Origin of the sequence: Pseudomonas lactis (assembly GCF_001439845.1) — a bacterium.
Classification (GTDB): domain Bacteria; phylum Pseudomonadota; class Gammaproteobacteria; order Pseudomonadales; family Pseudomonadaceae; genus Aquipseudomonas; species Aquipseudomonas lactis.
Genome location: NZ_JYLO01000011.1, coordinates 118825 through 142164, shown reverse-complemented (window position 1 = coordinate 142164; position 23340 = coordinate 118825). Strand labels below are relative to the sequence as shown.

20 protein-coding genes are annotated in these 23340 nt (G+C 61.3%); 13 read left to right on the top strand and 7 right to left on the bottom strand.

Annotated elements, in window-relative coordinates; all coding sequences use genetic code 11:
- Positions 1 to 90 precede the first annotated feature (90 nt).
- The 3 genes from TX24_RS20250 to TX24_RS20240 all read left to right on the top strand — a co-directional run bounded on the left by TX24_RS20250 (position 91) and on the right by TX24_RS20240 (position 2413).
- Positions 91 to 1278 (top strand): MFS transporter, encoded by a 1188-nt coding sequence (locus TX24_RS20250; protein ID WP_057710952.1) that lies wholly within the window; start codon positions 91 to 93, stop codon positions 1276 to 1278.
- Positions 1271 to 1672: a hypothetical protein gene (locus TX24_RS20245; RefSeq protein WP_057710951.1), complete on the top strand. Its 402-nt coding sequence runs from the start codon at positions 1271 to 1273 to the stop codon at positions 1670 to 1672. Before TX24_RS20250 ends, TX24_RS20245 begins: the two co-directional genes overlap by 8 nt.
- 105 nt (positions 1673 to 1777) lie before the next feature.
- Complete coding sequence (locus TX24_RS20240; protein WP_082628838.1) at positions 1778 to 2413, top strand: hypothetical protein; 636 nt, start codon at positions 1778 to 1780, stop codon at positions 2411 to 2413.
- Between the two features lie 456 nt (positions 2414 to 2869).
- Here the strand turns inward: TX24_RS20240 and TX24_RS20235 are convergent, their stop codons facing one another.
- Genes TX24_RS20235 through TX24_RS20220 form a run of 4 tightly spaced genes read right to left on the bottom strand, consistent with a single transcriptional unit; the run spans position 2870 to position 7630 of the window.
- Complete coding sequence (locus TX24_RS20235; RefSeq protein ID WP_034134553.1) at positions 2870 to 3730, bottom strand: efflux RND transporter periplasmic adaptor subunit; 861 nt, start codon at positions 3728 to 3730, stop codon at positions 2870 to 2872.
- Positions 3731 to 3740: 10 nt separating this feature from the next.
- On the bottom strand, positions 3741 to 3941 hold the full coding sequence (locus TX24_RS20230; protein WP_003188711.1) for a DUF1656 domain-containing protein: 201 nt from the start codon (positions 3939 to 3941) through the stop codon (positions 3741 to 3743).
- Positions 3931 to 6108, bottom strand: a complete 2178-nt coding sequence (locus TX24_RS20225) for an FUSC family protein (protein WP_003188710.1) — start codon at positions 6106 to 6108, stop codon at positions 3931 to 3933. The genes TX24_RS20230 and TX24_RS20225 overlap by 11 nt, the downstream gene beginning before the upstream one ends.
- A gap of 10 nt (positions 6109 to 6118) precedes the next feature.
- On the bottom strand, positions 6119 to 7630 hold the full coding sequence (locus TX24_RS20220) for an efflux transporter outer membrane subunit (protein WP_057710950.1): 1512 nt from the start codon (positions 7628 to 7630) through the stop codon (positions 6119 to 6121).
- A 181-nt stretch (positions 7631 to 7811) separates the two neighbouring features.
- Between TX24_RS20220 and TX24_RS20215 the strand changes: the two genes are divergently transcribed.
- Positions 7812 to 8780, top strand: coding sequence for a LysR family transcriptional regulator (locus tag TX24_RS20215; RefSeq protein WP_034134550.1), 969 nt, complete (start codon positions 7812 to 7814; stop codon positions 8778 to 8780).
- A gap of 58 nt (positions 8781 to 8838) precedes the next feature.
- Here TX24_RS20215 and TX24_RS20210 read toward each other — a convergent pair whose 3' ends face one another.
- Positions 8839 to 9234 (bottom strand): hypothetical protein, encoded by a 396-nt coding sequence (locus TX24_RS20210; RefSeq protein WP_057710949.1) that lies wholly within the window; start codon positions 9232 to 9234, stop codon positions 8839 to 8841.
- Positions 9235 to 9443: 209 nt separating this feature from the next.
- Between TX24_RS20210 and TX24_RS20205 the strand changes: the two genes are divergently transcribed.
- The 4 genes from TX24_RS20205 to TX24_RS20190 all read left to right on the top strand — a co-directional run bounded on the left by TX24_RS20205 (position 9444) and on the right by TX24_RS20190 (position 13293).
- A complete protein-coding gene (locus tag TX24_RS20205; protein WP_003188704.1) occupies positions 9444 to 10418 on the top strand; it encodes a 2-hydroxyacid dehydrogenase in 975 nt (324 codons plus the stop codon).
- A 634-nt stretch (positions 10419 to 11052) separates the two neighbouring features.
- A complete protein-coding gene (locus TX24_RS20200) occupies positions 11053 to 11955 on the top strand; it encodes a chemotaxis protein CheV (protein ID WP_003188703.1) in 903 nt (300 codons plus the stop codon).
- A gap of 3 nt (positions 11956 to 11958) precedes the next feature.
- Positions 11959 to 12441: a GNAT family N-acetyltransferase gene (locus TX24_RS20195; RefSeq protein ID WP_057710948.1), complete on the top strand. Its 483-nt coding sequence runs from the start codon at positions 11959 to 11961 to the stop codon at positions 12439 to 12441.
- A 108-nt stretch (positions 12442 to 12549) separates the two neighbouring features.
- Positions 12550 to 13293: a YkgJ family cysteine cluster protein gene (locus TX24_RS20190; RefSeq protein ID WP_057710947.1), complete on the top strand. Its 744-nt coding sequence runs from the start codon at positions 12550 to 12552 to the stop codon at positions 13291 to 13293.
- Between the two features lie 509 nt (positions 13294 to 13802).
- Here the strand turns inward: TX24_RS20190 and TX24_RS20185 are convergent.
- A complete protein-coding gene (locus tag TX24_RS20185; protein ID WP_003188697.1) occupies positions 13803 to 14585 on the bottom strand; it encodes a transporter substrate-binding domain-containing protein in 783 nt (260 codons plus the stop codon).
- A 162-nt stretch (positions 14586 to 14747) separates the two neighbouring features.
- On the bottom strand, positions 14748 to 14981 hold the full coding sequence (locus TX24_RS20180; protein WP_003188695.1) for a hypothetical protein: 234 nt from the start codon (positions 14979 to 14981) through the stop codon (positions 14748 to 14750).
- A 193-nt stretch (positions 14982 to 15174) separates the two neighbouring features.
- On the opposite strand from TX24_RS20180, the gene TX24_RS20175 reads away from it, so the two are divergent.
- The 5 genes from TX24_RS20175 (at position 15175) to TX24_RS20155 (ending at position 23196) form a co-directional block, all read left to right on the top strand.
- Positions 15175 to 16341, top strand: coding sequence for an efflux RND transporter periplasmic adaptor subunit (locus tag TX24_RS20175; protein ID WP_057710946.1), 1167 nt, complete (start codon positions 15175 to 15177; stop codon positions 16339 to 16341).
- Positions 16338 to 19433 carry a multidrug efflux RND transporter permease subunit gene (locus TX24_RS20170; protein WP_057710945.1) on the top strand — a complete coding sequence of 1032 codons (3096 nt, stop codon included), beginning with the start codon at positions 16338 to 16340 and terminating at the stop codon, positions 19431 to 19433. The genes TX24_RS20175 and TX24_RS20170 overlap by 4 nt, the downstream gene beginning before the upstream one ends.
- A gap of 7 nt (positions 19434 to 19440) precedes the next feature.
- Entirely contained in the window at positions 19441 to 20133 is a 693-nt protein-coding gene (locus TX24_RS20165; protein WP_003188690.1) for a heavy metal response regulator transcription factor, read from the top strand.
- A complete protein-coding gene (locus TX24_RS20160) occupies positions 20123 to 21487 on the top strand; it encodes a heavy metal sensor histidine kinase (protein WP_057710944.1) in 1365 nt (454 codons plus the stop codon). Before TX24_RS20165 ends, TX24_RS20160 begins: the two co-directional genes overlap by 11 nt.
- A gap of 386 nt (positions 21488 to 21873) precedes the next feature.
- Positions 21874 to 23196: an OprD family porin gene (locus TX24_RS20155; RefSeq protein ID WP_003188687.1), complete on the top strand. Its 1323-nt coding sequence runs from the start codon at positions 21874 to 21876 to the stop codon at positions 23194 to 23196.
- The last annotated feature ends 144 nt before the right edge of the window (positions 23197 to 23340 follow it).

The following is a 23340-nucleotide window of genomic DNA, read 5'->3' as shown; positions in this document are numbered from 1 at the left end:
AAATATTTTTGACAAACTAGCAGGCAAACCGGCGTATCCCAAACCCTGCGTGCGGCCTACCCTGCCGGCCTCACTCGCAGGATCGCGTTCATGACCTACCGTTCAAAAGTCGCCTGGATCTTTTTATTGGGTTTTGCCCTGGACCTGGTAAACATGTTTGTCGCCACCGTCGCCTACCCGGACATCGCCCGCGAGCTGCACGCCTCGGTCACGCAACTGGCGTGGATCAGCAACGCCTACGTGCTCGGGCTGACCCTGATCATTCCCCTGAGTGTCTGGCTGGCAGCGATGATGGGCGAACGCACGCTGATCGCCACCAGCTTGCTGCTGTTCGCCGGTGCCTCAGTGATGGTGGGCCAGGCCGGGTCCATCGAGGCGTTGATTGGCTGGCGCGCAGTGCAAGGGCTTGGCGGCGGCTTGCTGATTCCCGTGGGGCAAGCCATGGCGTACCGTCACTTTCCCGCCGCCGAGCGCAGCCAGTTGACGGCGCGGGTGATGTCGGTGGCGTTGCTGGTGCCGGCGCTATCGCCAGCGTTGGGTGGGGTGATTGTCGACAGTGTTTCATGGCGCTGGATTTTCTACACCAACCTGCCCCTGGCCATGATCACCCTGCTGCTGGCCTTGCTGTGGATAAAGCCCGACGCGCCTGCGAGCGTGCGTCCGCCCTTGGACTTGGGCGCTGTGTTCAAACAAGTCGCCAGCCCGATGCTGCGCGTGGCGATGCTGGTGTACCTGTGTGTCCCCGGCGTGTTTATCGGCACCAGCCTGATCGCCATCCTTTATGTGCGCAGCCTGGGCTATGACGCCACCCAGACCGGCGCGCTGATGCTGCCCTGGGCGCTGGCCTCGGCAGTGGCAATCTACCTGAGCAAGAAACGCTTCAATCGCTACGGCCCCAAACCCTTGCTGCTGGCGGGCATGGCGCTGCAAGGTGCTGGCATCCTGTTGCTCAACGAACCCGCCCTGATCATTGCGGCCTACGCGCTGATGGGCCTGGGCGGCAGCCTGTGCAGCAGCACCGCGCAAACCCTGGCCTTTCTCGACATCCCCGCCGAGCGCATGGGCCATGCCAGCGCCCTGTGGAATATCAACCGCCAAGTGAGCTTCTGCGTCGGCGCCGCCGTGCTCAGCGCAATGCTGTCGGCCTTGGATTCCTTTGCCATAACCTTCACGATGGCGGCAGCCTTGACGCTGTTGCCACTTTTCGCCGTGCTGCGCCTGGATACCTCCAGGGTACGCGCACTGCTTCACCCCTCCAGCGAGCCTGACCATGATTGACTACAGTGATTTTTTTGAAGAAGTGATCCACACCCACGTCGAGATCGAGCAATGGTTTGCCGGAGTCGCGCCCCCCGGGACGTTGGAGAGTTTGCTCGCACGGTTCTCATCCGAGTTCAGCATGATCGCCCCCGCCACCGGCACGCGAGTGAATACAGCGGGGGTCATTGCGCTGTTCACGCGCCTGGGCGGGATGCGTCCAGGGCTGAAAATCACCCTGAGTGAAATGACCGGTATCGACCGCCACGCACGCGGCGCCACGGTCACATATCGCGAGCATCAGATCGACGACAGCGGCACCCAGACCGACCGCCGCGCTACCGTGGTGTTCGAAAAACAGGCCAGCGGTGCGCTGTTGTGGCGGCACTTGCACGAGACTTTTGTAGCGCCATGAAATAACCGCCCAGCCGCTTCCTACAAAAAACAGCGAACGGCCTGACATTATTCCAAGGAAGCTATCCCCAGGCTCTTTCCCCTCTGCTTAAGCACAGGTGAAAGGATGCCCAGCCATTTCCTGAGAAGCGGTGTGCCGGATGCGCACACCACGACTCGCCAGCGGCTAATCAGTCTCCTGGACCTGCCCAAACTCTATAGAACCATTGACGCTGACCCGGCCATCGTCGGCGCCGGCGTAGTGCATATCGGCAGTGATTATCAGGTGACGGTGCTGCGTGAGTTTGTACCGCTGTGCAGTATCAGACCCAAGCGGGTGATTCTGCGGGAGATAGCGGAGCCAGTGATGACTGCCGATGACTATGCAGAGTTGACGGCGAATTCGCCTCGTGAATCTCAGCTATGGCGGGAAGCATCGGGGCTGGCGACTTCCTGCGCAGGGGCAGTGGTTGGCTTCATCATTGCGAAAACGGGAATCGCGGCAGCGCCATTCAGTGGGGGGACCAGTCTGACCGTGACCTACATTGCTTACAGCGCTACGGCTGCCAGCGCCTTGCAGTGTGCAAATAGTTCCTGGAGAACCACCAACGAATTAATCAACCCCCAATTGCGTTTGGGCATTCTCACTCAAATAAAAGACCAAGTGGGAGCTACTTTGGCCATTGGTAGCAGCACCTTTTTTGGAAACATCAACCACATAATCATCGCCCTGTATGAAGAACTCTCAGAATATGACTTATAGCGTCGATCCCTTCCGTGAATATCGAATTTGGCGCCGTTACGCCTATCGATTCTTACCGTCATTCGGTAGCGCTCTGCTGCTTGGCCTGAACAATATTGCTATAAACATGGCGCTCAGCCTGTCGTACTACGCAAAAGCCAATCATCTACCGACTGAGTTTTCGTTCGGAACCGGTATGGCACTTTGTCTGATTTTTTTGTAGGCCAAGTGATGTTGTGTGAAGGATTCAGGCATGCGCCTCGAATACTCATACCTATCGCCATCGTGAATATCCTGCTCGCGATAAGCTACCTAGCTAGTCACCCAGCGACACTGCTCAACTTATCCCCTCTGATCACATCCCTGCTCTACATCCTGATCCTAAATTCGAAGAGTCATCGCCGATACACCAGCATGTTGAGGGTAAAGCGTCGGCGCAAAATCAGGGCAAATGCGCCATTCCCTTAGTCCCACTGTTCAGTTTGGCGCCGATTTTACAATCACCGTGCAGGTAATCCCGGCCGCCAACAGCACGCCTTCCGGCACTTCATCAATGTGAATCCGCACCGGCACACGCTGGGCCAACCGCACCCAGTTGAAGGTCGGGTTTACATCGGCGATCAGTTCTCGGCTCTCGGGGTTATCGCGGTCGTAAATGCCGCGCGAGATGCTTTCCACATGGCCCTTCAAGGTCTCGCCGCTCATCAACTGCATATCGGCTGTGTCACCCACCTTCACATGGGGCAGTTTGGTTTCTTCAAAGAAGCCGTAGACCCAGAACGAATTCATATCCACCACAGCCATCTTCGCCTCGCCAATACGCGCATAGTCGCCGCGATGCACATTGAGGTTGGTGACGTAGCCGTCCACCGCCGCCAGCACTCGCGTACGTTTCAAGTTGAGTTCGGCGGCCTCCAGTTGCGCCAGGGCGTGCTGATAATCGGCCAGGGCCGAGTCGGCGATGTTGCTGGCGTCGTCGCGGTTCTCCTTGGAGATCACCAGGGCGTCCAGGTCGGCGCGGCGGTGCGCGTTGACCTTGCGCATTTCCCAGGTGGCCTTGCGGGAGGCCACCAGCGATTGCGCTTGCTTGACGGCAATGCGGTAGTGCTCGGGGTCGATCTGCATCAGCAGGTCGCCTTTTTTCACCAACTGGTTATCACGTACCGGCACGTCCACCACTTCACCGGTGACGTCAGCCGCCACATTGATAATGTCGGCGCGCACCCGGCCATCGCGGGTCCACGGCGTTTGCATGTAGTGCACCCACAACGTGCGGCCAATCCAGATCGCCAACGCCAGAACCAGCAAGGTGGCGAGCAGGCTGAAGAACTTTTTCATCGGGGCATTCTCAACGGTAGACGCTCAGCGCCAGGGCGCCGAACAGGCAAGCGAACAGGCTCAGGCGCAGCAGCGCCGGGTGCCAGAAAAACCGGTACAGGTCGAACCCGGCCAGGAAGCGGTCAACCGCCCAGGCCAGCCCCGCGGCGATCAGGAACATCAGGGTCATGGTCGGCATATAGATGCCGTGGAATGCAATTTCACGAGGCATTCGGGGCTCCTTTGAGGGCGGCCAGAGGCGATTGCGGGTCCAGCAACGAGGTGCGAATAAAGTGCAGGTAGCTCTTCACCCGGCGCAGGGCCGAGGTGTCGAAGTGCGGGGCGAAGGGTTCGTCGGTGGCCTGCACGCGGCTGATCGCATGGTCCACGGCAATCAACCCGCGTTCCAGGTTGCTGGCGCTGGGTTGCAGGAACAGCCGCACCAGCGAGCGCCCCATCACGCGGATCGCCTGGCGCCACGGCTGGGACTCGGCATACGCCGGGTGCACCGGCAAAATCGCCTGCTCCTTGCGCAGCTCGATGATCGCGTGGCCGACCTCCAGCACCACGAACATCCAGCGCAGCAAATCGCGCTGCACCTGCGGCTGGCCGGCCGCGAGGCCATACGCCTGGTGCAGCAGGTCGCGGGTGCGGCTTTCAAAGCTCGACGCCAGGCCCTTGAGCTTGCCGCTGATGGCATACACCACTTGCTCACGCAGGTCTTGTTCCAGGCGGCGCCACAACCAGCGGCTATTGGGCGGCAGAATGATCGCCCCCGCCGCCGCGCACACCAGCATGCCGATGACCATGGCAATGTAGTCGTTGATAAAGGTGTAGGGGTTGTAGACCGTGAGGTTGTCCGGCACCGAGCCGGTGCTGAAGAAGATCAGCAGGCCCACGCCCACACCGGCGTATCGGGGGCGTGAAGACAGAAAGGCACCGAAGATGATCACCGGCGCGAGCATCACGCACAGCAACGGGAAGCCATCGATCCAGGGGAACACGAAGAACATTTCGACAAAGCCGACCAAGGCGCCGATCAAGGTGCCGCAGGCCATCTGGAACGCCATGCGCTTGGGGTTGGGCGTGGCGGCGGACAAGCCCACCGTGGCCGCCGCGATCAGGGTCATGGTGGCGCCGCTGGGCCAGGCCGTGGCCACCCAGTAACTGCCCAGCACAACCAGGATAAACGAGGCGCGCACACCGGCAGCGGCACAGGCCAACCAGTTGGTCTTTGGCGTGTAGGTTTCGTGCCAATCCTCCCGCGCATGGCGATGCTCGGCCAGGGACGCGTGGGTTTGCGCGTAGTTGTGCAGGTCGTCGACGAAGCGATACAGCAGCTCGTAGGCGGTGTGGAAATCCAACTGCTCGGCGTCCGTCGGGTTGTCCTCCTGAAAGCTCGCCCGCAGGCTGCGCACCTTGGCGGGCAGGCCATCCTTGTAGGCGCTCAGTTGGTTGACCAGGCGCGCGGCATCGGGGCTGGTGAGGGCGCGGCCAGAGAAGCTGTCGAGCACTTCGGCCAGGTCTTGCAGGCCGGGTTTGATCGCTGCCACCACATGGTCGGCCTCATCGGCGCGCAAGCGTTCCAGCAACTGGTGCAAGGCGTTGAAGCGTGTGGTGATGCTCATGAATTCGCTGTTGAGGCGACTGAGCCGCCCATTGCGTCGACGCATGTGCGGGTCTTCGAATACGGTGACGCTGCGCAGCCCTTCCAGGCCCACGGCTTCGGCGATAAAGCGCACGTTACTGGCCTCGAACCCTTCGCGCTGGCTGCGCCCGCGCAGGCCGTCCGTCACAAACAGCGCGAACACACCAAAGCGCTGGTACAACGCGTTGCGCATGGCGGCGCTGGAGGTCTGCGGCAGGATGGCGGCGCTGACCAGCGTCGAGCACAGTATCCCCAGGGAAATTTCCAACACCCGCCACACCGCCGCCATGAAGGCGCCGTCCGGGTGGGCCAGGGCCGGCAGGCCGACCATCGCCGCGGTGTAGCCGGCGAGCACAAACCCATAGGCGCGAAAGTTGCGATTGCGTGTGGCGCCAGCGGTGCAAATGCCCACCCAGATCGCCAGCGCACCGAGGAACAGTTCGGTGTTCTGCGCAAACAAGGCGATCAACAGCACCATCACCGCCGAGCCTGCCAAAGTCCCGAGGAAACGGTAGAAACTCTTGGCGAACACCTGGCCGCTCTGGGGCTGCATCACGATAAATACGGTGATCATCGCCGTGCGCGGTTGCGGCAGTTCCAGGCGCATGGCCAGCCACAGCGTCAGGAATGCGGCGACCAGCACTTTGAAGATATACACCCAGGTCACGCCATCGCTGCGTGCCCAGTCGAAGAAACCACGGCGCCACTCAAGGGAATGCAGCCAGCGCAGCGGTGCAGGCAAGGGAGTCATTAAGGCCTACTCAGTGATCAAACACGGCGAGCGCCGCCGGGGTCTTGCTTGGGCGTGTCTTGGCAGCCGTGGGCACATCGTCGCCAGCGCCGAGGCCGCCGCCCAGGGCGGTCACCAATTCCGCATGGGCGCTCAAGCGCGCCGCCTGCACCTGTTGTTCGATCTGCTGCTGGCGAAACAACAAGGTTTGGGCGTTGAGCACGTTGAGGTAGTCAGTGAGGCCACGCTGATAGGCGATCATGGCGATGTCGTAGGTTTTCTGCGCCGAGGCCACTGACTGCGCGGCGAAGGCCGATTGCTTGTCCATGGACTCGCGACGGATCAACTGGTCGCTGATGCCCTTGAGCGCATTGACCAGGGTCTGGTTGTACTGGGCCACCGCGATGTCATAGCCGGCACTGGCTTCACCCAATTGCGCACGCAGACGGCCGCCATCGAAGATCGGCAAGGTAATCGCCGGGCCGACGTTGTAGTTGAATTTCTTGCCGGCCAGAAATTCCAGCATGCCGCCGCCAGTGGCCATGTACCCGAGGCTGCCGACCAGGTCGACGTTGGGGTAGAACCCGGCGTGGGCTACATCGATGCCCCGTGCCTGGGCCGCAACCTGCCAGCGACTGGCAACCACGTCCGGGCGTTGGCCGAGCAACTGCGCGGGCAGGCTGGAGGGTAATTTCAACGGCGCGGCGAGGGCCAGGGTCGGGCGCTGCAACTGCGCGCCCTCCCCCGGGCCTTTGCCGGCCAACGCCGCCAATTGGTTGCGGCTCAGGGCGATTTCCTCGTCCAGGGCATCCAGTTGGCGATGGGTCTCCGGCAGCGGGGTTTCGGCCTGGCTGACGTCAAAGTGAGTGCCGATCCCGGCGGCCAGGCGTTTGTTGGCCAGGTCCAGGATCTGCTGTTGCTGGGCCAGGGTAGCGGCCGCGATGTCACGGTTGGCGTACTGCAACGACAGCTGGATATAGGCGCGCACTACGTTGTTTTGCAGTTCGAGCTGGGCCAGGCGCGCTTCGGCGGCACTCATGTGCGCCAGGTCGACGGCGCGTTCGGTCGTGTTGCTTTCCCGGCCCCACAGGTCGAGGGCGTAGCTCAGGCCCAGGGACGAATTGTTGTCCCAGGTGTTGGCGCCGCTCAATTCGCCGGGGCCGTAGAACTGATCCTTCGGCCAGTTGTGGCGCTTGAGGGTGGTGTCGCTGTTGATCTGCAGCGACTCGGCCGACTCGGCCACCCCGGCCAGCGCCCGGGCTTGGCGCACACGGGCGGCGGCCACGGCCAGGCTGGGGCTGTTATGGGTGGCGAGCTCGACCCAACGGTTGAGCTGCGGGTCGCCGTAGGCCTGCCACCATTGGGCGGTGGGCCAGTGGGCGTCGCGGGCGGCGCTCTGGATCGAGACATCGGTGGCCAGGGTATTGGCGTTGATCGCCTGGCCTTGGGGGGCGATTCCTCCGGTTCCGATGCAACCGCTGATGACTGACGTTAAAGCCCAAACACTGAGAGTCTTCAGCTCTCTGCTGATGCGACGCGGCACGGCAAGCGAATTCCTGAGAGGGTGTTGCGCAAGAGGTGGCGCAATTCTAGGCGGCGCCAGGGAGGACGATAAGCTGGTATTCCTGTGAATCTTTGTTACCGTTCAGGCGATAATCCGTTGGTAGGGATCACTCAAAGCGTAACTTTCTGTCACAATTTGCTATCTCCCTTGAGAACACTCCATGGACACTTTGCAAAACATGCGCGCCTTCAGTTGTGTGGCCGAAGCCGGCAGCTTCACCGCCGCCGCCGTGCAACTGGACACCACCACGGCCAACGTCTCGCGCGCGGTCTCCAACCTTGAGGCCCACCTGCAAACCCGCTTGCTCAACCGCACCACCCGGCGCATCGCGCTGACCGAAGCCGGCAAACGCTATTTGCTGCGCTGCGAGCAGATCCTCGCCTACGTCGAGGAAGCCGAGGCCGAAGCCAGCGACGCCCACGCGCGCCCGGCCGGGCAGTTGAAAGTGCACACCATGACCGGCATCGGCCAGCATTTCGTCATTGATGCGATTGCCCGCTACCGCCGCACCCATCCCGACGTGACCTTCGACCTGACCCTGGCCAACCGCGTGCCGGACCTGCTCGACGAGGGCTACGACGTGTCCATCGTGCTGGCCAGCGAACTGCCAGACTCAGGTTTCGTGTCCCAGCGCCTGGGCATCACCTATAGCATCGCCTGCGCCTCGCCGGACTACGTCAAGGCCAAGGGCTGCGCGCAACGCCCCCAGGACTTGCTCAACCACGCGTGCCTGCGCCTGGTCAGCCCGGTGGTCCAGCTGGACAAATGGACCTTCAACGGCCCTGAAGGCCAGGAAAGCGTGGCGATCAACAGCTCGCCGTTCCTGGTGAACTCGGCCGACGCAATGAAAACCGCGATCACCAGCGGCATGGGCGTCGGCCTGCTGCCGGTGTACGCCGCCATCGAAGGGCTGCGCAACGGCACACTGGTACGGGTGATGCCGACCTACCGCTCCCAGGAGCTGAACCTGTACGCCATCTACCCCTCGCGCCAATACCTGGATGCGAAGATCAAGACGTGGGTGGAATACCTGCGCGGTTCGTTGCCGGAGATTCTGGCGGCGCACCAGGCGGAGTTGGTGGCATATGAGTTGAGCGGTGGTTTGGGTGGTGCTCGCTTGAGTAATTGAGCCACGTATGCGGTGACCTGTTATTTGAGCAGGTCACCGTGTGCCTTGATAGGAGGTGTCACCGGACTGTAAAGGTCGTCCAGTTAGAGGTTTCTTTGTCGTCGATGAAATAAAGACAAAGACCAAGCTCGTTTTTATGCATTTTTTCAATATTTTCCTTGGGCACGGTAACAACGTAAGGTTTCACCTCGTTCACCGTAACGGGCTCGCTTCGATAGTCGCCATCCGAAGGCGTATTGCTGAACAGATGCAATACGAACTTCTGACCCGTCTGCATAGTGTCGTAATCCACCCCAACCTTCAGCCCGATCTCAGGTACTTGATCGACATACAACTCACCATTCACGACCAACTCAATCGTGGGTGCCTTCGGCAAAGCCTCGTCAGGCTCGCTGCTTGTTTTACCAGCGGCTACCAAATCCCTGACTCGCTTTATCTCATCGTCGATATTCATAAGATTGATCTCCTATCTAAGAAGGCATAAACACCGGCCTTGAAAACAAGAATAGGAGCTTACGTATTGACCGAACAGCCCGTACTTTTCACAGTTGACAGGCATTCAAACCAATGAAACAGCAGTGTTAGCGGTTAAAACCCTGCAAAACTGTTAGCGGGAATGTTAGCGTGCTCAGCATTCTTCCGTAGTCGATGAGCCCGCCTGCCATGAAAAAGACTGTCCTGGCCTTCAGCCGTATCACCCCACCGATGATCGAACGCCTGCAACAGGATTTCGAGGTAATCGCGCCCAACCCCAAGCTGGGTGACATCAACGCACAGTTCAACGAAGCCCTGCCCCATGCCCATGGTTTGATCGGCGTGGGCCGCAAGCTGGGCCGCGAGCAGCTTGAAAGCGCGAGCAAGCTGGAGGTGGTGTCCAGCGTGTCGGTAGGCTACGACAACTACGACGTGCCGTACTTCAACGAGCGCGGGATCATGCTCACCAACACCCCCGATGTACTCACCGAAAGCACTGCCGACCTGGCCTTTGCGTTGCTGATGAGCAGCGCACGGCGCGTGGCCGAATTGGATGCCTGGACCAAGGCCGGCCAATGGAAAGCCAGCGTGGGCGCGCCGCTGTTTGGTTGCGATGTGCACGGCAAGACCCTGGGCATTGTCGGCATGGGCAATATTGGCGCAGCCGTGGCCCGGCGTGGGCGCCTGGGCTTCAATATGCCGATCCTTTACAGCGGCAACAGCCGCAAGACCGCGCTGGAGCAAGAACTGGGCGCGCAGTTTTGCAGCCTGGATCAGCTGCTGGCCGAGGCGGATTTCGTTTGCCTGGTGGTGCCGTTGAGCGACAAGACCCGTCACCTGATCAGCACCCGGGAGCTGGCGTTGATGAAGCCCAGCGCGATCCTGATCAATGTCTCCCGTGGGCCGGTGGTGGATGAACCGGCGCTGGTCGAAGCCCTGCAAACCCAACGCATTCGTGGTGCCGGGCTGGATGTGTATGAAAAGGAACCGCTGGCTGAATCGCCGCTGTTCCAGTTGAGCAATGCCGTGACCCTGCCGCATATTGGTTCGGCCACCGGTGAAACCCGCGAAGCCATGGCCAATCGCGCATTGGACAACCTGCGCAGCGCGCTGCTGGGTCAACGCCCGCAGGATCTGGTGAACCCGCAGGTCTGGAAGGGCTGATACTGGAATTAATGTGGGAGCTGGCTTGCCTGCGATGACGGCCTACCAGCCGACGCCTATCTACCTGATACCCCACGATCCAACTGTGGGGGGCTTGCTCGCGAAGGCGGGCTGGCAGTCAACACGGTTGGATTGTGTACATATCCATTGCTGCGGTAACGGCCGCTTAGGGTTCCGCTCTGACAGCGGGTCACTTTTGGAAAAGAGCCCGGAATGCCGGCCCAGCCAAAAGTAACCAAAAGGGCTCTTGCCCCACCACTCGGCACCTCGCTTAGGCTCGGTGTGCCCGTAATCCGCCAGTGATTTGGGGGGCCGCCGCCACGCGCCATCCATGGCGCGGGGCGGCTAAACCGGCATCCCTGCCGGTTTACCCCCCAAATCACTGGCGAATTCCGGCCAGCGTGGTTTAACGGGGCGCCTGAGATCAAAAGCAGATCAAGATCAAGAGCGGCTCGCTTCGCATCGTGGTTACCGGTGGCTGCGGCGAACTGCACAGTTGTGTAGATACCTATGGCCATCGCAGGCAAGCCAGCTTGCACATAAACAGTGGCCGACACAAAATCCGGTTAAAGCCCCGGCCAGCCAAGTCGATAACTCTCTATAGATCGTCATCCCTGATCCACAGAAGGTTTTTATGTCCACCACCAAAGCCCGCGCAGACTCACTCTCGCTTCTGCTCTTTACCTTGCGCAGCGGCAAGCTGATGGCCATCAACCTGTTGAAAGTCAGCGAGATCATCCCCTGCCCGCCATTGACCAGGCTGCCGGAGTCTCACCCGCACGTCAAAGGCATCGCCACCTTGCGCGGCGCTTCGTTGTCGGTGATCGACTTGAGCCGCGCCCTGGGTGAAATGCCCTTGCAAGACCCGGACGGCGGCTGCCTGATCGTCACCGATGTCAGCCGTTCCAAGCAGGGCCTGCATGTGCAGGCGGTGAGCAAGATCGTGCATTGCCTGACTACCGATATCCGCCCGCCGCCCTACGGCTCCGGCGGCAATCGGGCGTTTATCACCGGGGTTACCCAGGTGGAAGGTGGCCTGGTGCAGGTGCTGGATATCGAGAAAGTCATCCATGGCATCGCCCCGGCACCGGTTGAAGCGGCGCCGACCGACCTGACCATGGAAGAAGCCGAAGTGCTGGGCAATGCCCGCATCCTGGTGGTGGACGACAGCCAGGTGGCCTTGCAGCAATCGGTACACACCCTGCGCAACCTCGGCCTGACCTGCCACACCGCCCGCAGCGCCAAGGAAGCCATCGACGTGTTGCTGGAGCTGCAAGGCACGGTTGAACAGATCAACGTGGTGGTGTCAGACATCGAAATGTCTGAGATGGACGGCTACGCCCTCACCCGCACCTTGCGCGAAACCCCGGATTTCAAGGACCTCTACGTGCTGTTGCACACCTCGTTGGACAGCGCGATGAACAGCGAAAAAGCACGCCTGGCCGGTGCCGACTCGGTACTCACCAAGTTCTCATCCCCAGAGTTGACCAAGTGCCTGGTCATCGCCGCGCAAACCGTGGCGCAAAAGGGCCTGTAAGCCTTGGCCGAGTATTACCAGCTCCTGCGTCGCGACCTCACCGGCAGCCTGCCCGCCCCGCAGTGGCCAGCGGATACCCGGCTGGATCATTATCGCGATGAACTGGCCCCGGCGATCCATGCCGTGCTGCGCATGACCCAGGACCAGGGCGGCGGCCGTGTCGGCCACCTGGAGGAGTGGCGCCGGCAGTTCGTCACCGATGCCGAGTACGACCCGACGCTGTGCCTGGTGGCCAGTAACCGCGGCGGTATTCTCGCGGTGGCGCAATGCTGGACCAGCGCCTTTATCAAGAACCTGGCCGTCCACCCCTGTGCCCAAGGCCAAGGGCTGGGCCGCGCCTTGCTGCTGCACAGCTTCCAGGTGTTCAAGCAGCGCGGCGAACCCTATGTGGACCTCAAGGTGCTGGAGAGCAACCTGCGCGCCCGGCACCTGTATGAAAGTGCGGGCATGGAGTTTGTGCTGCGCGACATCCTATCCAATGGCTGACCCTCACTGGCGCATAACTTGCTTCCAGAGCCCCTGAGCGGTCGATAGAGGTAAAAACCCGTCACCCCTCAAGCGTGCCCTCTGACCTTGCCTGGTGACAGATCCGTCATGAACACTCACTTTTCCTGCGTCGGTTGCGGCAAATGCTGCAGCGACCATCACGTGCCCCTGACCCTCGAAGAAGCCCGCAGCTGGGCGGCGGACGGCGGCAATGTCATCGTTCTGGTCGAGGGCTTTCTTGGCAACGGCCTGGGCTTGCCCCTGCAACAACGGGAACATGCCGAGCGCCGTTCAGTGATCGTGCCCAGCGGCAATACCGAGGCGTTTGTGGCAATCACCTTTGCCGCCTACAACGCCGGACGCTGCCGGAATCTTGACGAAGACAACCGCTGCCGCATCTACGAACGGCGCCCGCTGGTGTGCCGCATCTACCCGATGGAAATAAACCCGCATATCCCGCTGAACCCAGGCGCCAAAGACTGCCCGCCGGAATCCTGGGAACAAGGCCCGGCGCTGATCGTCGGTGGTGAATTGATGGACGCGCAACTGGCCGAACTGATTCGCCGTTCGCGCCAGGCCGATCGGGATGATGTGCAGACCAAGGAAGCCGTATGCGCGTTGCTCGGCATCCGCACGACCGCCCTCAAGGGCGACGGGTTTACCGCGTACTTGCCGGACATGCAGGCGTTTGCCCAGGCGATTGAACTGGCGATTGAACAGCCGGCGGTGGCCAATGAATGGGTGTTTCATGTGTCCGGGATGGACATCGCCGAACAGGTGCTGGATGCCGGGGCACAAATTGCCACGGAAGTGCCGGCCAATTATGCGTTTATCTCGCTGAGAGCGGCTTAGGTCGCTGGGGCCTCATGGCGGCATAGGGAACGACACAACTGTAGTTCGCAGCAACCAACGCTAACCACGATGCGAAGCGAGCCGCTCTTGATCTGCTTTTGATCTCAAGCGCCCCGTTAAACCACGCTGGCCGTAATTCGACAGTGATTTGGGGGGTAAACCGGCAGGGATGCCGGTTTAGCCGCCCCGCGCCATGGATGGCGCGTGGCGGCGGCCCCCCAAATCACTGACGAATTACGGGCACACCGAGCCTGAGCGAGGTGCCGAGTGGTGGGGCAAGAGCCTTTTGCTTACTTTTGGCTGGGCCGGCATTCCGGCTCTTTTCAAAAGTGAGCCGCTGTCAGAGCGGAACCCCAAGTGGCCGTTACCGCAGGAATGGATATGTACACAATCCAACTGTGTCGACTGGGAGGCCGTCATCGCAGGCAAGCCAGCTCCCACATTTGGACTGCGGGGTGTCAGGTAGATAGGCGCCTCACGGGTGCAGAGCGGCACTCACACATTCGCGATCATGAATGGGGCGGCAATACATCGAGCCGATACGGCTGAAGAATGCGCTGGTACTCGCCATTCTGCATCAATTGCTCAAGCGCATGATTAAGCTCATTACGCAACGCCGTATCGGTTTTTCGCACCGCAATCGCCACGCTATTACCCAGCAGGCCCGACGACACAGGCGGCCCCATGTAATCGAAGTCCAGCCCCTGGGGCGTGTCGAGCAGGGCTTCACGGATCTCCACCGCGCCTTGCAGGGTCGCGTCGATATCGCCCGAAACCAGGCCCTGCACCAGTTGGTCGTTGAGCCAGAAACTCCTGATGATCACTCCCGCCGGCGCCCACTTCGACAGGGCAAAGGCTTCGCGATTACTGCGCACCAGCACCCCGACACGCTTGCCCCTGAGCGAGCGCCGATCAGGGCGCAGGCCCGAGGTTTTACGCGCCACCAGCCGAGTGGTGATCGGGTAGAGGTCATCGGTAAAACTCACCCGTCGCCGCCGACTGCAGGTGGGCGCCATGCCCATGATCGCGTCGAACTGTCTGGCTTCAAGGGCCGGGAAGTTTTCCATCACGACCTGGTCAACCCAGGTACAGCGCACGTTGAGCTGCTCGCACAGGGCATTGCCCAGTTCGATATTCAGCCCCACCAATTGCCCTTGGGCGTTGCGGCTTTGAAAGGGCGGAAAATGCGCGGCAACGGCGAAACGGATTTCACGCCGAGGTTGAACGTCGGCGGCGACGGCACTCGTCGAGAGCAAGAGAGCAAGCACTGCACAGAGGTGTATCAGGGCCACGGGAATGTCCTTTTCCGGAAAGCTGACTCACCACGTCCCGATGGGCGTCATCGGGACGAAGCAAACGCTGTGCAAGCTTTCAAGAATCGGTCGCGGACCTACAAGCAGAAATGTCCACGGGCGATGTAGGCAACTGCCTATAACGCACGCAACGCTTTAATCTCAGCGTTTACCCATCGAGCGGCGAGTGCCCGGAGGCGCCATGCCTGGCGTCTTGGTATGCCCGTTCTTGGCGCCGCCTTTGTACCAGGGCTGGCTGGCATTCTTGGCACCGGCCAGCTCACCCGGCTTGAAGGGGAACTTGAACGCCGGGATCTCGGCTTTTTCAACGCCGTCGGCGGTAGCCGGATCGACGAGGTCGGCCGCGTCGACAGCGGGTTGGGTTGGGGAAGTCATAAGGGCTCCGGCACAGCTAATAGGTGTAAAAGCGCGAGTATACGGGGCCTGAGCTGCCAGCAGTAACTTCAAGCGACAAGCTCACATGGCCTAGCTGTCACGGCTGTCAGTTTGCCGTCACCGTGCTGACGGCGGAACAGCGCTATAAAGGACGTTCCGAACTCCAACTTGTAGTTTCCGCCGGCGTCCTCCTATGCAGATCAAACGAAACGTGGCCCTGATGCTGGGTGCTCTCCTGATACTGGCCGTTGCAGCCTGGGCGTTAACCCGGCCGGCCAAGACCCGCCTGGCAGCGCCTACCGCCATTCCTGTGCGGGTGGTGAGCGTGACGCAACAGGATGTGCCTCGGTTTGTCAGCGGCATCGGCTCGGTGTTGTCATTGCACAGCGTGGTGATTCGTCCGCAAATCGACGGCATCCTCACCCAACTGTTGGTCAAGGAAGGCCAATCGGTGAAGGCCGGCGACCTGCTGGCTACCATCGATGACCGCTCGATCCGCGCCAGCCTCGACCAGGCCAGGGCGCAACTCGGTGAAAGCCAGGCGCAGTTGCAAGTAGCATTGGTCAACCTCAAGCGCTACAAAGCGCTGAGCATCGACGACGGTGTGTCGAAGCAGACCTACGACCAGCAACAGGCGCTGGTCAACCAGCTCAAGGCCACGGCGCAAGGTAATCAAGCGGCCATCGATGCGGCTCAGGTACAACTTTCCTATACCCAGATTCGCTCCCCGGTCAGCGGCCGAGTGGGCATCCGCAATGTGGACGAAGGTAATTTCCTGCGCATGAGCGATACCCTGGGGCTGTTTACCGTCACCCAGCTCGACCCGATTGCCGTTGAGTTTTCCTTGCCACAGCAGATGCTGCCAACCTTGCAGGGCCTGATCGCCGCCGCCACCCGGGCCACCGTCGACGCCTACCTGGGCGCCGACACCGATGGCCAGACCGGCGACCTGCTCGGCGAAGGCCACCTGAGCCTGATCGACAACCAGATCAGCTCCACCACCGGCACCCTGCGGGCCAAGGCCGAGTTCAGCAACCCGGCGCATAAGCTATGGCCGGGGCAATTGGTGACCATCAAGATCCAGACGGCCCTCGACAAGAACGCCCTGGTGGTACCGCCGACCGTGGTGCAGCGCGGCCTGGACTCACATTTCGTGTACCGCGTAAGCGCTGACAAAGCCGAGGTGGTGCCGGTGCAGGTCGCCTACCAGAACAGCGACATCAATATCATCAAAGGCGTGCAGGCCGGCGATGTGCTGGTCAGCGATGGGCAGTCGCGGCTCAAGGCCGGCGCCCAGGTGACGGTGCTCAAGGAGCCGCCGCAAGTGATCCACACCGCCAACGCCCAGGTGCAACCATGAGCGCCAGCCGGTCGCCCTCGGCCTGGTGCGTTGATCACCCGGTCGCCACCTTGCTGCTGACTTTCGCCCTGGTGCTGCTGGGGATCATTGCCTTCCCGAACCTGGCCGTCGCGCCACTGCCGGAAGCGGAATTCCCGACGATTCAGGTCACCGCGCAACTGCCCGGCGCCAGCCCGGACACCATGGCCTCATCGGTGGCCACGCCTCTTGAGGTGCAATTCAGTGCCATCCCCGGCATGACCCAGATGACCTCCAGCAGCGCCTTGGGCTCCAGCCTCTTGACCCTGCAGTTCACCCTGGAAAAAAGCATCGATACCGCCGCCCAGGAAGTGCAGGCCGCGATCAACACCGCGTCCGGCAAGCTGCCCAGCGACATGCCGAGCTTGCCTACCTGGAGGAAGGTCAACCCGGCGGACAGCCCGGTGCTGATCCTCAGCGTCAGTTCCAGCAGCATGCCCAGCACCGAGCTGAGCGACTACGTGGAAACCCTGCTGGCGCGCCAGATCAGCCAGATCGACGGCGTCGGCCAGATCAACATCACCGGCCAGCAACGCCCGGCGATCCGCGTGCAAGCGGCCCCTGACAAGCTCGCGGCCATCGGCCTGACCCTCGCCGACATACGCCTGGCCATCCAGCAGTCGAGCCTCAACCTGGCCAAGGGCGCGATCTATGGCGAGAACAGCGTGTCCACCCTGTCGACCAACGACCAGCTGTTTCACCCGGAGGAATACGGCCAGCTGATCGTTTCCTACAAGGACGGTGCGCCGGTTCAACTGCGCGATATCGCCAAGGTTATCAACGGCTCGGAAAACGCCTACGTACAAGCCTGGTCCGGCGATACCCCAGGGGTGAACCTGGTGATTTCGCGCCAGCCCGGCGCCAACATCGTCGACACCGTTGACCGCATCCAGGCCGAACTGCCGCGCCTGCAAGGCATGTTGCCGGCCTCGGTGCAGGTCAGCGCGTTGACCGATCGCACCAAGACCATCCGCGCCTCACTGCATGAAGTGGAGATGACCCTGCTGATCGCCATCCTGCTGGTGGTGGCGGTGATGGCGTTGTTCCTGCGTCAACTGTCGGCGACGCTGATTGTGTCGGCCGTGCTGGGTGTCTCGCTGGTGGCCAGTTTTGCCCTTATGTACGTGATGGGGTTCAGCCTGAACAACCTGACCCTGGTCGCTATCGTGATCGCCGTGGGCTTCGTGGTGGACGATGCGATTGTGGTGGTGGAGAACATCCATCGGCACCTGGAGGCCGGCCTGGGCAAGCGCGAAGCGGCGATCAAGGGCTCCGGCGAAATTGGCTTTACCGTGGTGTCCATCAGCTTCTCGCTGGTAGCGGCGTTTATTCCGCTGTTGTTCATGGGCGGTGTGGTCGGGCGGTTGTTCAAGGAATTTGCGCTGACGGCCACCGCGACCATTCTGATTTCGGTCGTGGTTTCGCTGACATTGGCACCGACGCTGGCCGCCTTGTTCATGCGCGCCCCTTCCCACCCTGCCCATGCCAAGCCCACCTTCAGCGACCGCCTGCTGGCCGGCTATGCGCGCAACCTGCGCCGTGCCCTGGCGCACCAACGCAGCATGGCCGCGATCTTCGTGGTGACCCTGGCGCTGGCGGTGGTCGGCTATGTGCTCATCCCCAAGGGGTTCTTCCCGGTGCAAGACACCGGTTTCGTGCTCGGCACCAGCGAAGCGGCGGCCGACGTGTCGTACAAGGACATGGTCGCCAAGCACAAGGCCCTGGCCGAGATCGTCAAGGCCGACCCGGCGGTGCAGGCGTTTTCCCATTCGGTCGGCGTCACCGGCAGCAACCAGACCATCGCCAATGGCCGCTTCTGGATCGCCTTGAAAGACCGCAGTGAGCGCGACGTGTCCGCCAGCCAGTTCATAGACCGCATCCGCCCGCAGTTGGCGAAGGTGCCGGGCATCGTGCTGTACCTGCGCGCCGGCCAGGACATCAACCTGAGCTCCGGCCCCAGCCGCGCCCAGTACCAATATGTGCTCAAGAGCAACGACGGCCCGACGCTGAACACCTGGACCCAACGCCTCACCGAAAAACTGCGCGCCAACCCGGCATTTCGCGACCTGTCCAACGACCTGCAACTGGGCGGCAGCATCACCCACATCAGCATCGACCGCCAGGCCGCTGCGCGCTTCGGCCTGACCGCCACCGATGTCGACCAGGCGCTGTACGACGCCTTCGGCCAGCGCCAGATCAACGAGTTCCAGACCGAGATCAACCAGTACCAAGTGATACTCGAACTGGACAGCCAACAGCGCGGCAAGGCCGAAAGCCTCAACTATTTTTACCTGCGCTCGCCATTGACCAACGAGATGGTGCCGTTGTCGGCCTTGGCCAAAGTCGACCCGCCCACAGTCGGGCCGTTGTCCATCAGCCATGACGGCATGTTCCCCGCCGCCAACCTTTCGTTCAACCTGGCGCCTGGCGTGGCCCTGGGCGATGCGGTGATCATGCTCGACCAGGCCAAGAACGAAATCGGCATGCCGAGCACAATCATCGGCAACTTCCAGGGTGCGGCCCAGGCGTTCCAGAGCTCGCTGGCCAGCCAACCCTGGCTGATCCTCGCGGCGCTGGTAGCGGTCTACATTATTCTGGGTGTGCTGTATGAGAGTTTTGTGCACCCGCTGACGATCATTTCCACCCTGCCTTCGGCGGGCCTCGGTGCGCTGATCATGCTGTGGCTGCTGGGCCAGGACTTTTCGATCATGGCCTTGATCGGCCTGGTGCTGCTGATCGGCATCGTGAAGAAAAACGGTATCTTGATGATCGACTTCGCCTTGGAGGCGCAGCGGGTACGCGGGCTGCCGCCCGAAGATGCGATTTATGAAGCCTGCGTGACACGGTTCCGGCCGATCATCATGACCACCCTTGCCGCGTTGCTCGGCGCAGTGCCGTTGATGCTCGGCGCTGGCCCGGGGGCGGAGTTGCGCCAGCCGCTAGGCATCGCGGTGGTCGGTGGCTTGCTGGTGAGCCAGGCGCTGACGCTGTTCACCACGCCGGTCATATACTTGTACCTTGAGCGTTTTTTCCACAGGCCCAAACCAGCGCTGGCGCTGGCGACCACACACTGAGGCGGTCATGCGCGTCCTGATTATTGAAGATGAAGAAAAAACCGCGGACTACCTGCACCGCGGCCTGACCGAGCAAGGCTACACCGTTGATGTAGCCCGCGAAGGCATCGAAGGCCTGCACCTGGCGCTGGAGAACGATTACGCGGTGATCGTGCTCGACGTGATGCTGCCCGGCCTGGATGGCTTCGGTGTATTGCGCGCCCTACGCGCCCGCAAGCAGACGCCGGTGATCATGCTCACCGCCCGCGAGCGCGTGGAAGACCGCATCCGCGGCCTGCGCGAAGGCGCCGACGATTATCTGGGCAAGCCGTTTTCGTTCCTGGAACTGGTGGCCCGCCTGCAAGCCCTGACCCGTCGCAGCGGCGGCCATGAACCGGTGCAGGTCACCGTCGCTGACCTGTGGATCGACCTGATCAGCCGCAAGGCCAGCCGCAACGGCCTGCGCCTGGACCTGACCGCCAAGGAGTTCTCGCTGCTCAGCGTATTGGCGCGGCGCCAGGGCGAGATCCTGTCCAAAACCGCGATTGCCGAGATGGTCTGGGACATCAATTTCGACAGCGACGCCAACGTGGTCGAAGTGGCGATCAAGCGCCTGCGCGCCAAGCTCGATGGGCCGTTCGAACACAAGCTGCTGCACACCATTCGTGGCATGGGTTATGTGCTGGAGAACCGCATGCAGGAAAACCACAGTGGTCGCTAATTCCATCGCCCTGCGCCTGAGCGGCATGTTCACCCTGGTGGCGCTGCTGATCTTCCTGTTGATCGGCGGCGCGCTGTACCAGCAGGTGGACCGTGGCCTCGGGCTGTTGCCAGGTGCCGAGCTGGATGCGCGCTACAGCGTGCTGGAATCGTCGATCAATCGCTTCGGCACGCCAGAGCATTGGGCCAAGATCAGGTCCAAGCTCAAGCTGTTGGGGGAAGAAGACAAGCGCATCCGTTTCTGGGTGGTCAGCAGTAACCCGAGCTACGAATACGGTGAACCAGATGCGCAGATTCGCGCCTTTGCCGAAGGCCCCACGGGCAAACGCGACCTGCGCTTGCCCGGTCACGATTATCCGTTCAAGGTGCTGGTCAGCCAGTTTGCCGCCAAGGACCAGCGCCCGGCGCTGCGCTTCATGATTGCCATCGACACGGAGAACTTCCGCGCCACCCAGCATCACTTGCTGGTGGCGTTGATCAGCCTGGCATTGGTGGGCGTCATACTGGCGGCACTGTTGGGGTTCTGGGTCGCGCGTATCGGCCTCAAGCCCCTGGGCAAACTCTCGGATGAGGCGCAAAAACTTGCGCCGCCGAAACTCTCCGGGCGCCTGCAATTGTCGCCCTTGCCGCCGGAACTGAGCCAGTTCGTCAACTCGTTCAACGCCACCCTCGACCGGGTCGAACAGGCGTATTCGCGCCTGGAATCGTTCAACGCCGACGTCGCCCATGAACTGCGTTCGCCGCTCACCAATCTGATCGGCCAGACCCAGGTGGCTCTTACTCGCGGCCGTTCGGCAGAGCACTATTTCGAGGTGCTGCAATCGAACCTGGAAGAGCTGGAACGGCTGCGCTCGATCATCAATGACATGCTGTTCCTCGCCAGCGCCGACCAAGGCAGCAAGGCCACCAAGCTGATCGAAAGCGCCCTGGCCGATGAAGTGGCCACCACCCTCGACTACTTGGACTTCATCCTCGAAGACGCCCAGGTCGAAGTGCACGTGCACGGCGATGCCGTGGTGCAGATCGAAAAAGCCCACCTGCGGCGCGCACTGATCAACCTGCTGAGCAATGCCGTACAACATACCGCGCCGGGGCAAGTCATCGACGTGCACATTCAAGTGCAGGCACACCAAGTGACGATTGGCGTGACCAACCCCGGCGAGGCCATTGCCAGCGAACACTTGCCACGCCTGTTCGAACGCTTCTATCGGGTGGATGCCTCGCGCAGCAACAGCGGGGCCAATCACGGGCTGGGGCTGGCGATCGTCAAGGCGATTGCGTTGATGCATGGGGGGGATGTGTTTGTGCGCAGTGAAGGCGGTGGCAATACCTTTGGTATCACCCTGCCGGTCTAAACAACTCGGCCAAAAAAATGTGGGAGCTGGCTTGCCTGCGATAGCATCACCTCGGTGCGCCTGGCATACCGAGGTGTCTGCATCGCAGGCAAGCCAGCTCCCACAGGAGATCCCAACGCTCGCACTGTTGCGGTTTGGGCAATAGTTATTATCTTGTTACACTCTGTATCGCAGCGCTCGCCTGCGTTACTTTGACGCACCGATGAGCGCGGTGGCAAAGACAGCTGACCCGCTTACCCGAATTTCCCTCGACTTTTTTCCAGGGCTCTACACTGGGAATCTGTCTTAAAGCCGCTGATTTTCAGCGGCTTTTTTTTGCCGTAAAAAAAGGCCGGGCACACCCTCACGACACTGGCCGTTATGGATTGACCAAAGGAGCTTTACCGGTGAAGAACTCGCTGACGTTCACCCCGTTATTCCTCGCGATTGCAGCAACGATCGCCCCACTGGCCCACGCGGCAGACACTACCCCCAACGACGGTTTCGTCGAAGGCTCCCACCTCACCATCAACACCCGCAACTACTACATGAACCGCGACCGGCGCGATATTCATACCGATGACAGCAAGGAATGGGGCCAGGGCTTTATCGGCACTTTCGAATCCGGCTACACCCAGGGCACCGTCGGCTTTGGCCTGGACGTCAATGCCATGCTCGGCCTCAAGCTCGACGGCGGTGGCGGTACGGATGGCTCCAGCATCCTTCCGTATGGCAGCGGCAACGGCAAGGCGCCGGGTTCGTTTTCGACGGCCGGCGGCACCTTGAAGCTGCGCGCCTTCGACACCGAACTGAAAGCCGGCGACCTGTTCCTCAACAACCCGGTGATCGCCGGCGGCATGACGCGCATGTTGCCGCAGACCTTCCGTGGCGTGAGCCTGACCAACCACAGCTTCGACGGCTGGATGTTCGAAGGCGGCCAGGCCAGTTTCACCAAGCTCTACAACCAGAGCGGCCATCGGCGCATCGGCACCAGCTACGGCACGCTGCCCGCCAACACCGACAGCCAGCACCTGGACTGGGCTGGTGTGTCGTTCAGCGCGATTGAGGGGCTGACCAGCAACCTGTACGCCTCCGAACTGAAGGACGTCTGGCACCAGTATTACTACGACCTGGAATACACCTACGCCCTGAACGACCTGGTCAGCCTGACCCCCGGCCTGCACTACTACCACACTCAGGACACCGGCCAATCACTGCTGGGCGATATCGACAACAACACCTACAGCCTGCATTTCACCGTGGGGGTGGGCAACCACAGCGTCACGGCGACTTATCAGCGCGTCAATGGCAACACGCCGTTCGACTACATCACCCAGGGCGACAGCGTGTACCTGGACAACTCCCAGCAGTACTCGGATTTCAACGGGCCCAACGAGCGCTCCTGGAAGCTCAAGTACGCGTACGATTTTGCCGGCCTCGGCGTGCCCGGCCTGACGTCCGCCGTGTCGTACATCAGCGGCAAGACCGACCTGACCAAGGTCGACCCCAACAGTCGTGGCTACAGCAACTGGTACAGCGCCGATGGCAAGGATGCTAAGCACTGGGAGCGCGATATCGACCTGAAATATGTGGTGCAGGGCGGCAAGGCCAAGGACTTGGCCGTGCGCCTGCAATGGGCGACCAATCGCGGCAGCAATGGCTACTCGGCGGTGGACCGCGATGTGGATGAGTACCGCGTGATCGTGGATTACCCGATCAACGTGTTCTGAATACAGGTAGGAGCGAGCTTGCTCGCGAAAAACGTTAACGATAACGCGTGCTTCCTGAATAAACGCGGCGTCTGTGAGTTTTTCGCGAGCAAGCTCGCTCCTACAGCCATATTCAAGAGTTGCTACTACGCTAAGGGCATTCTC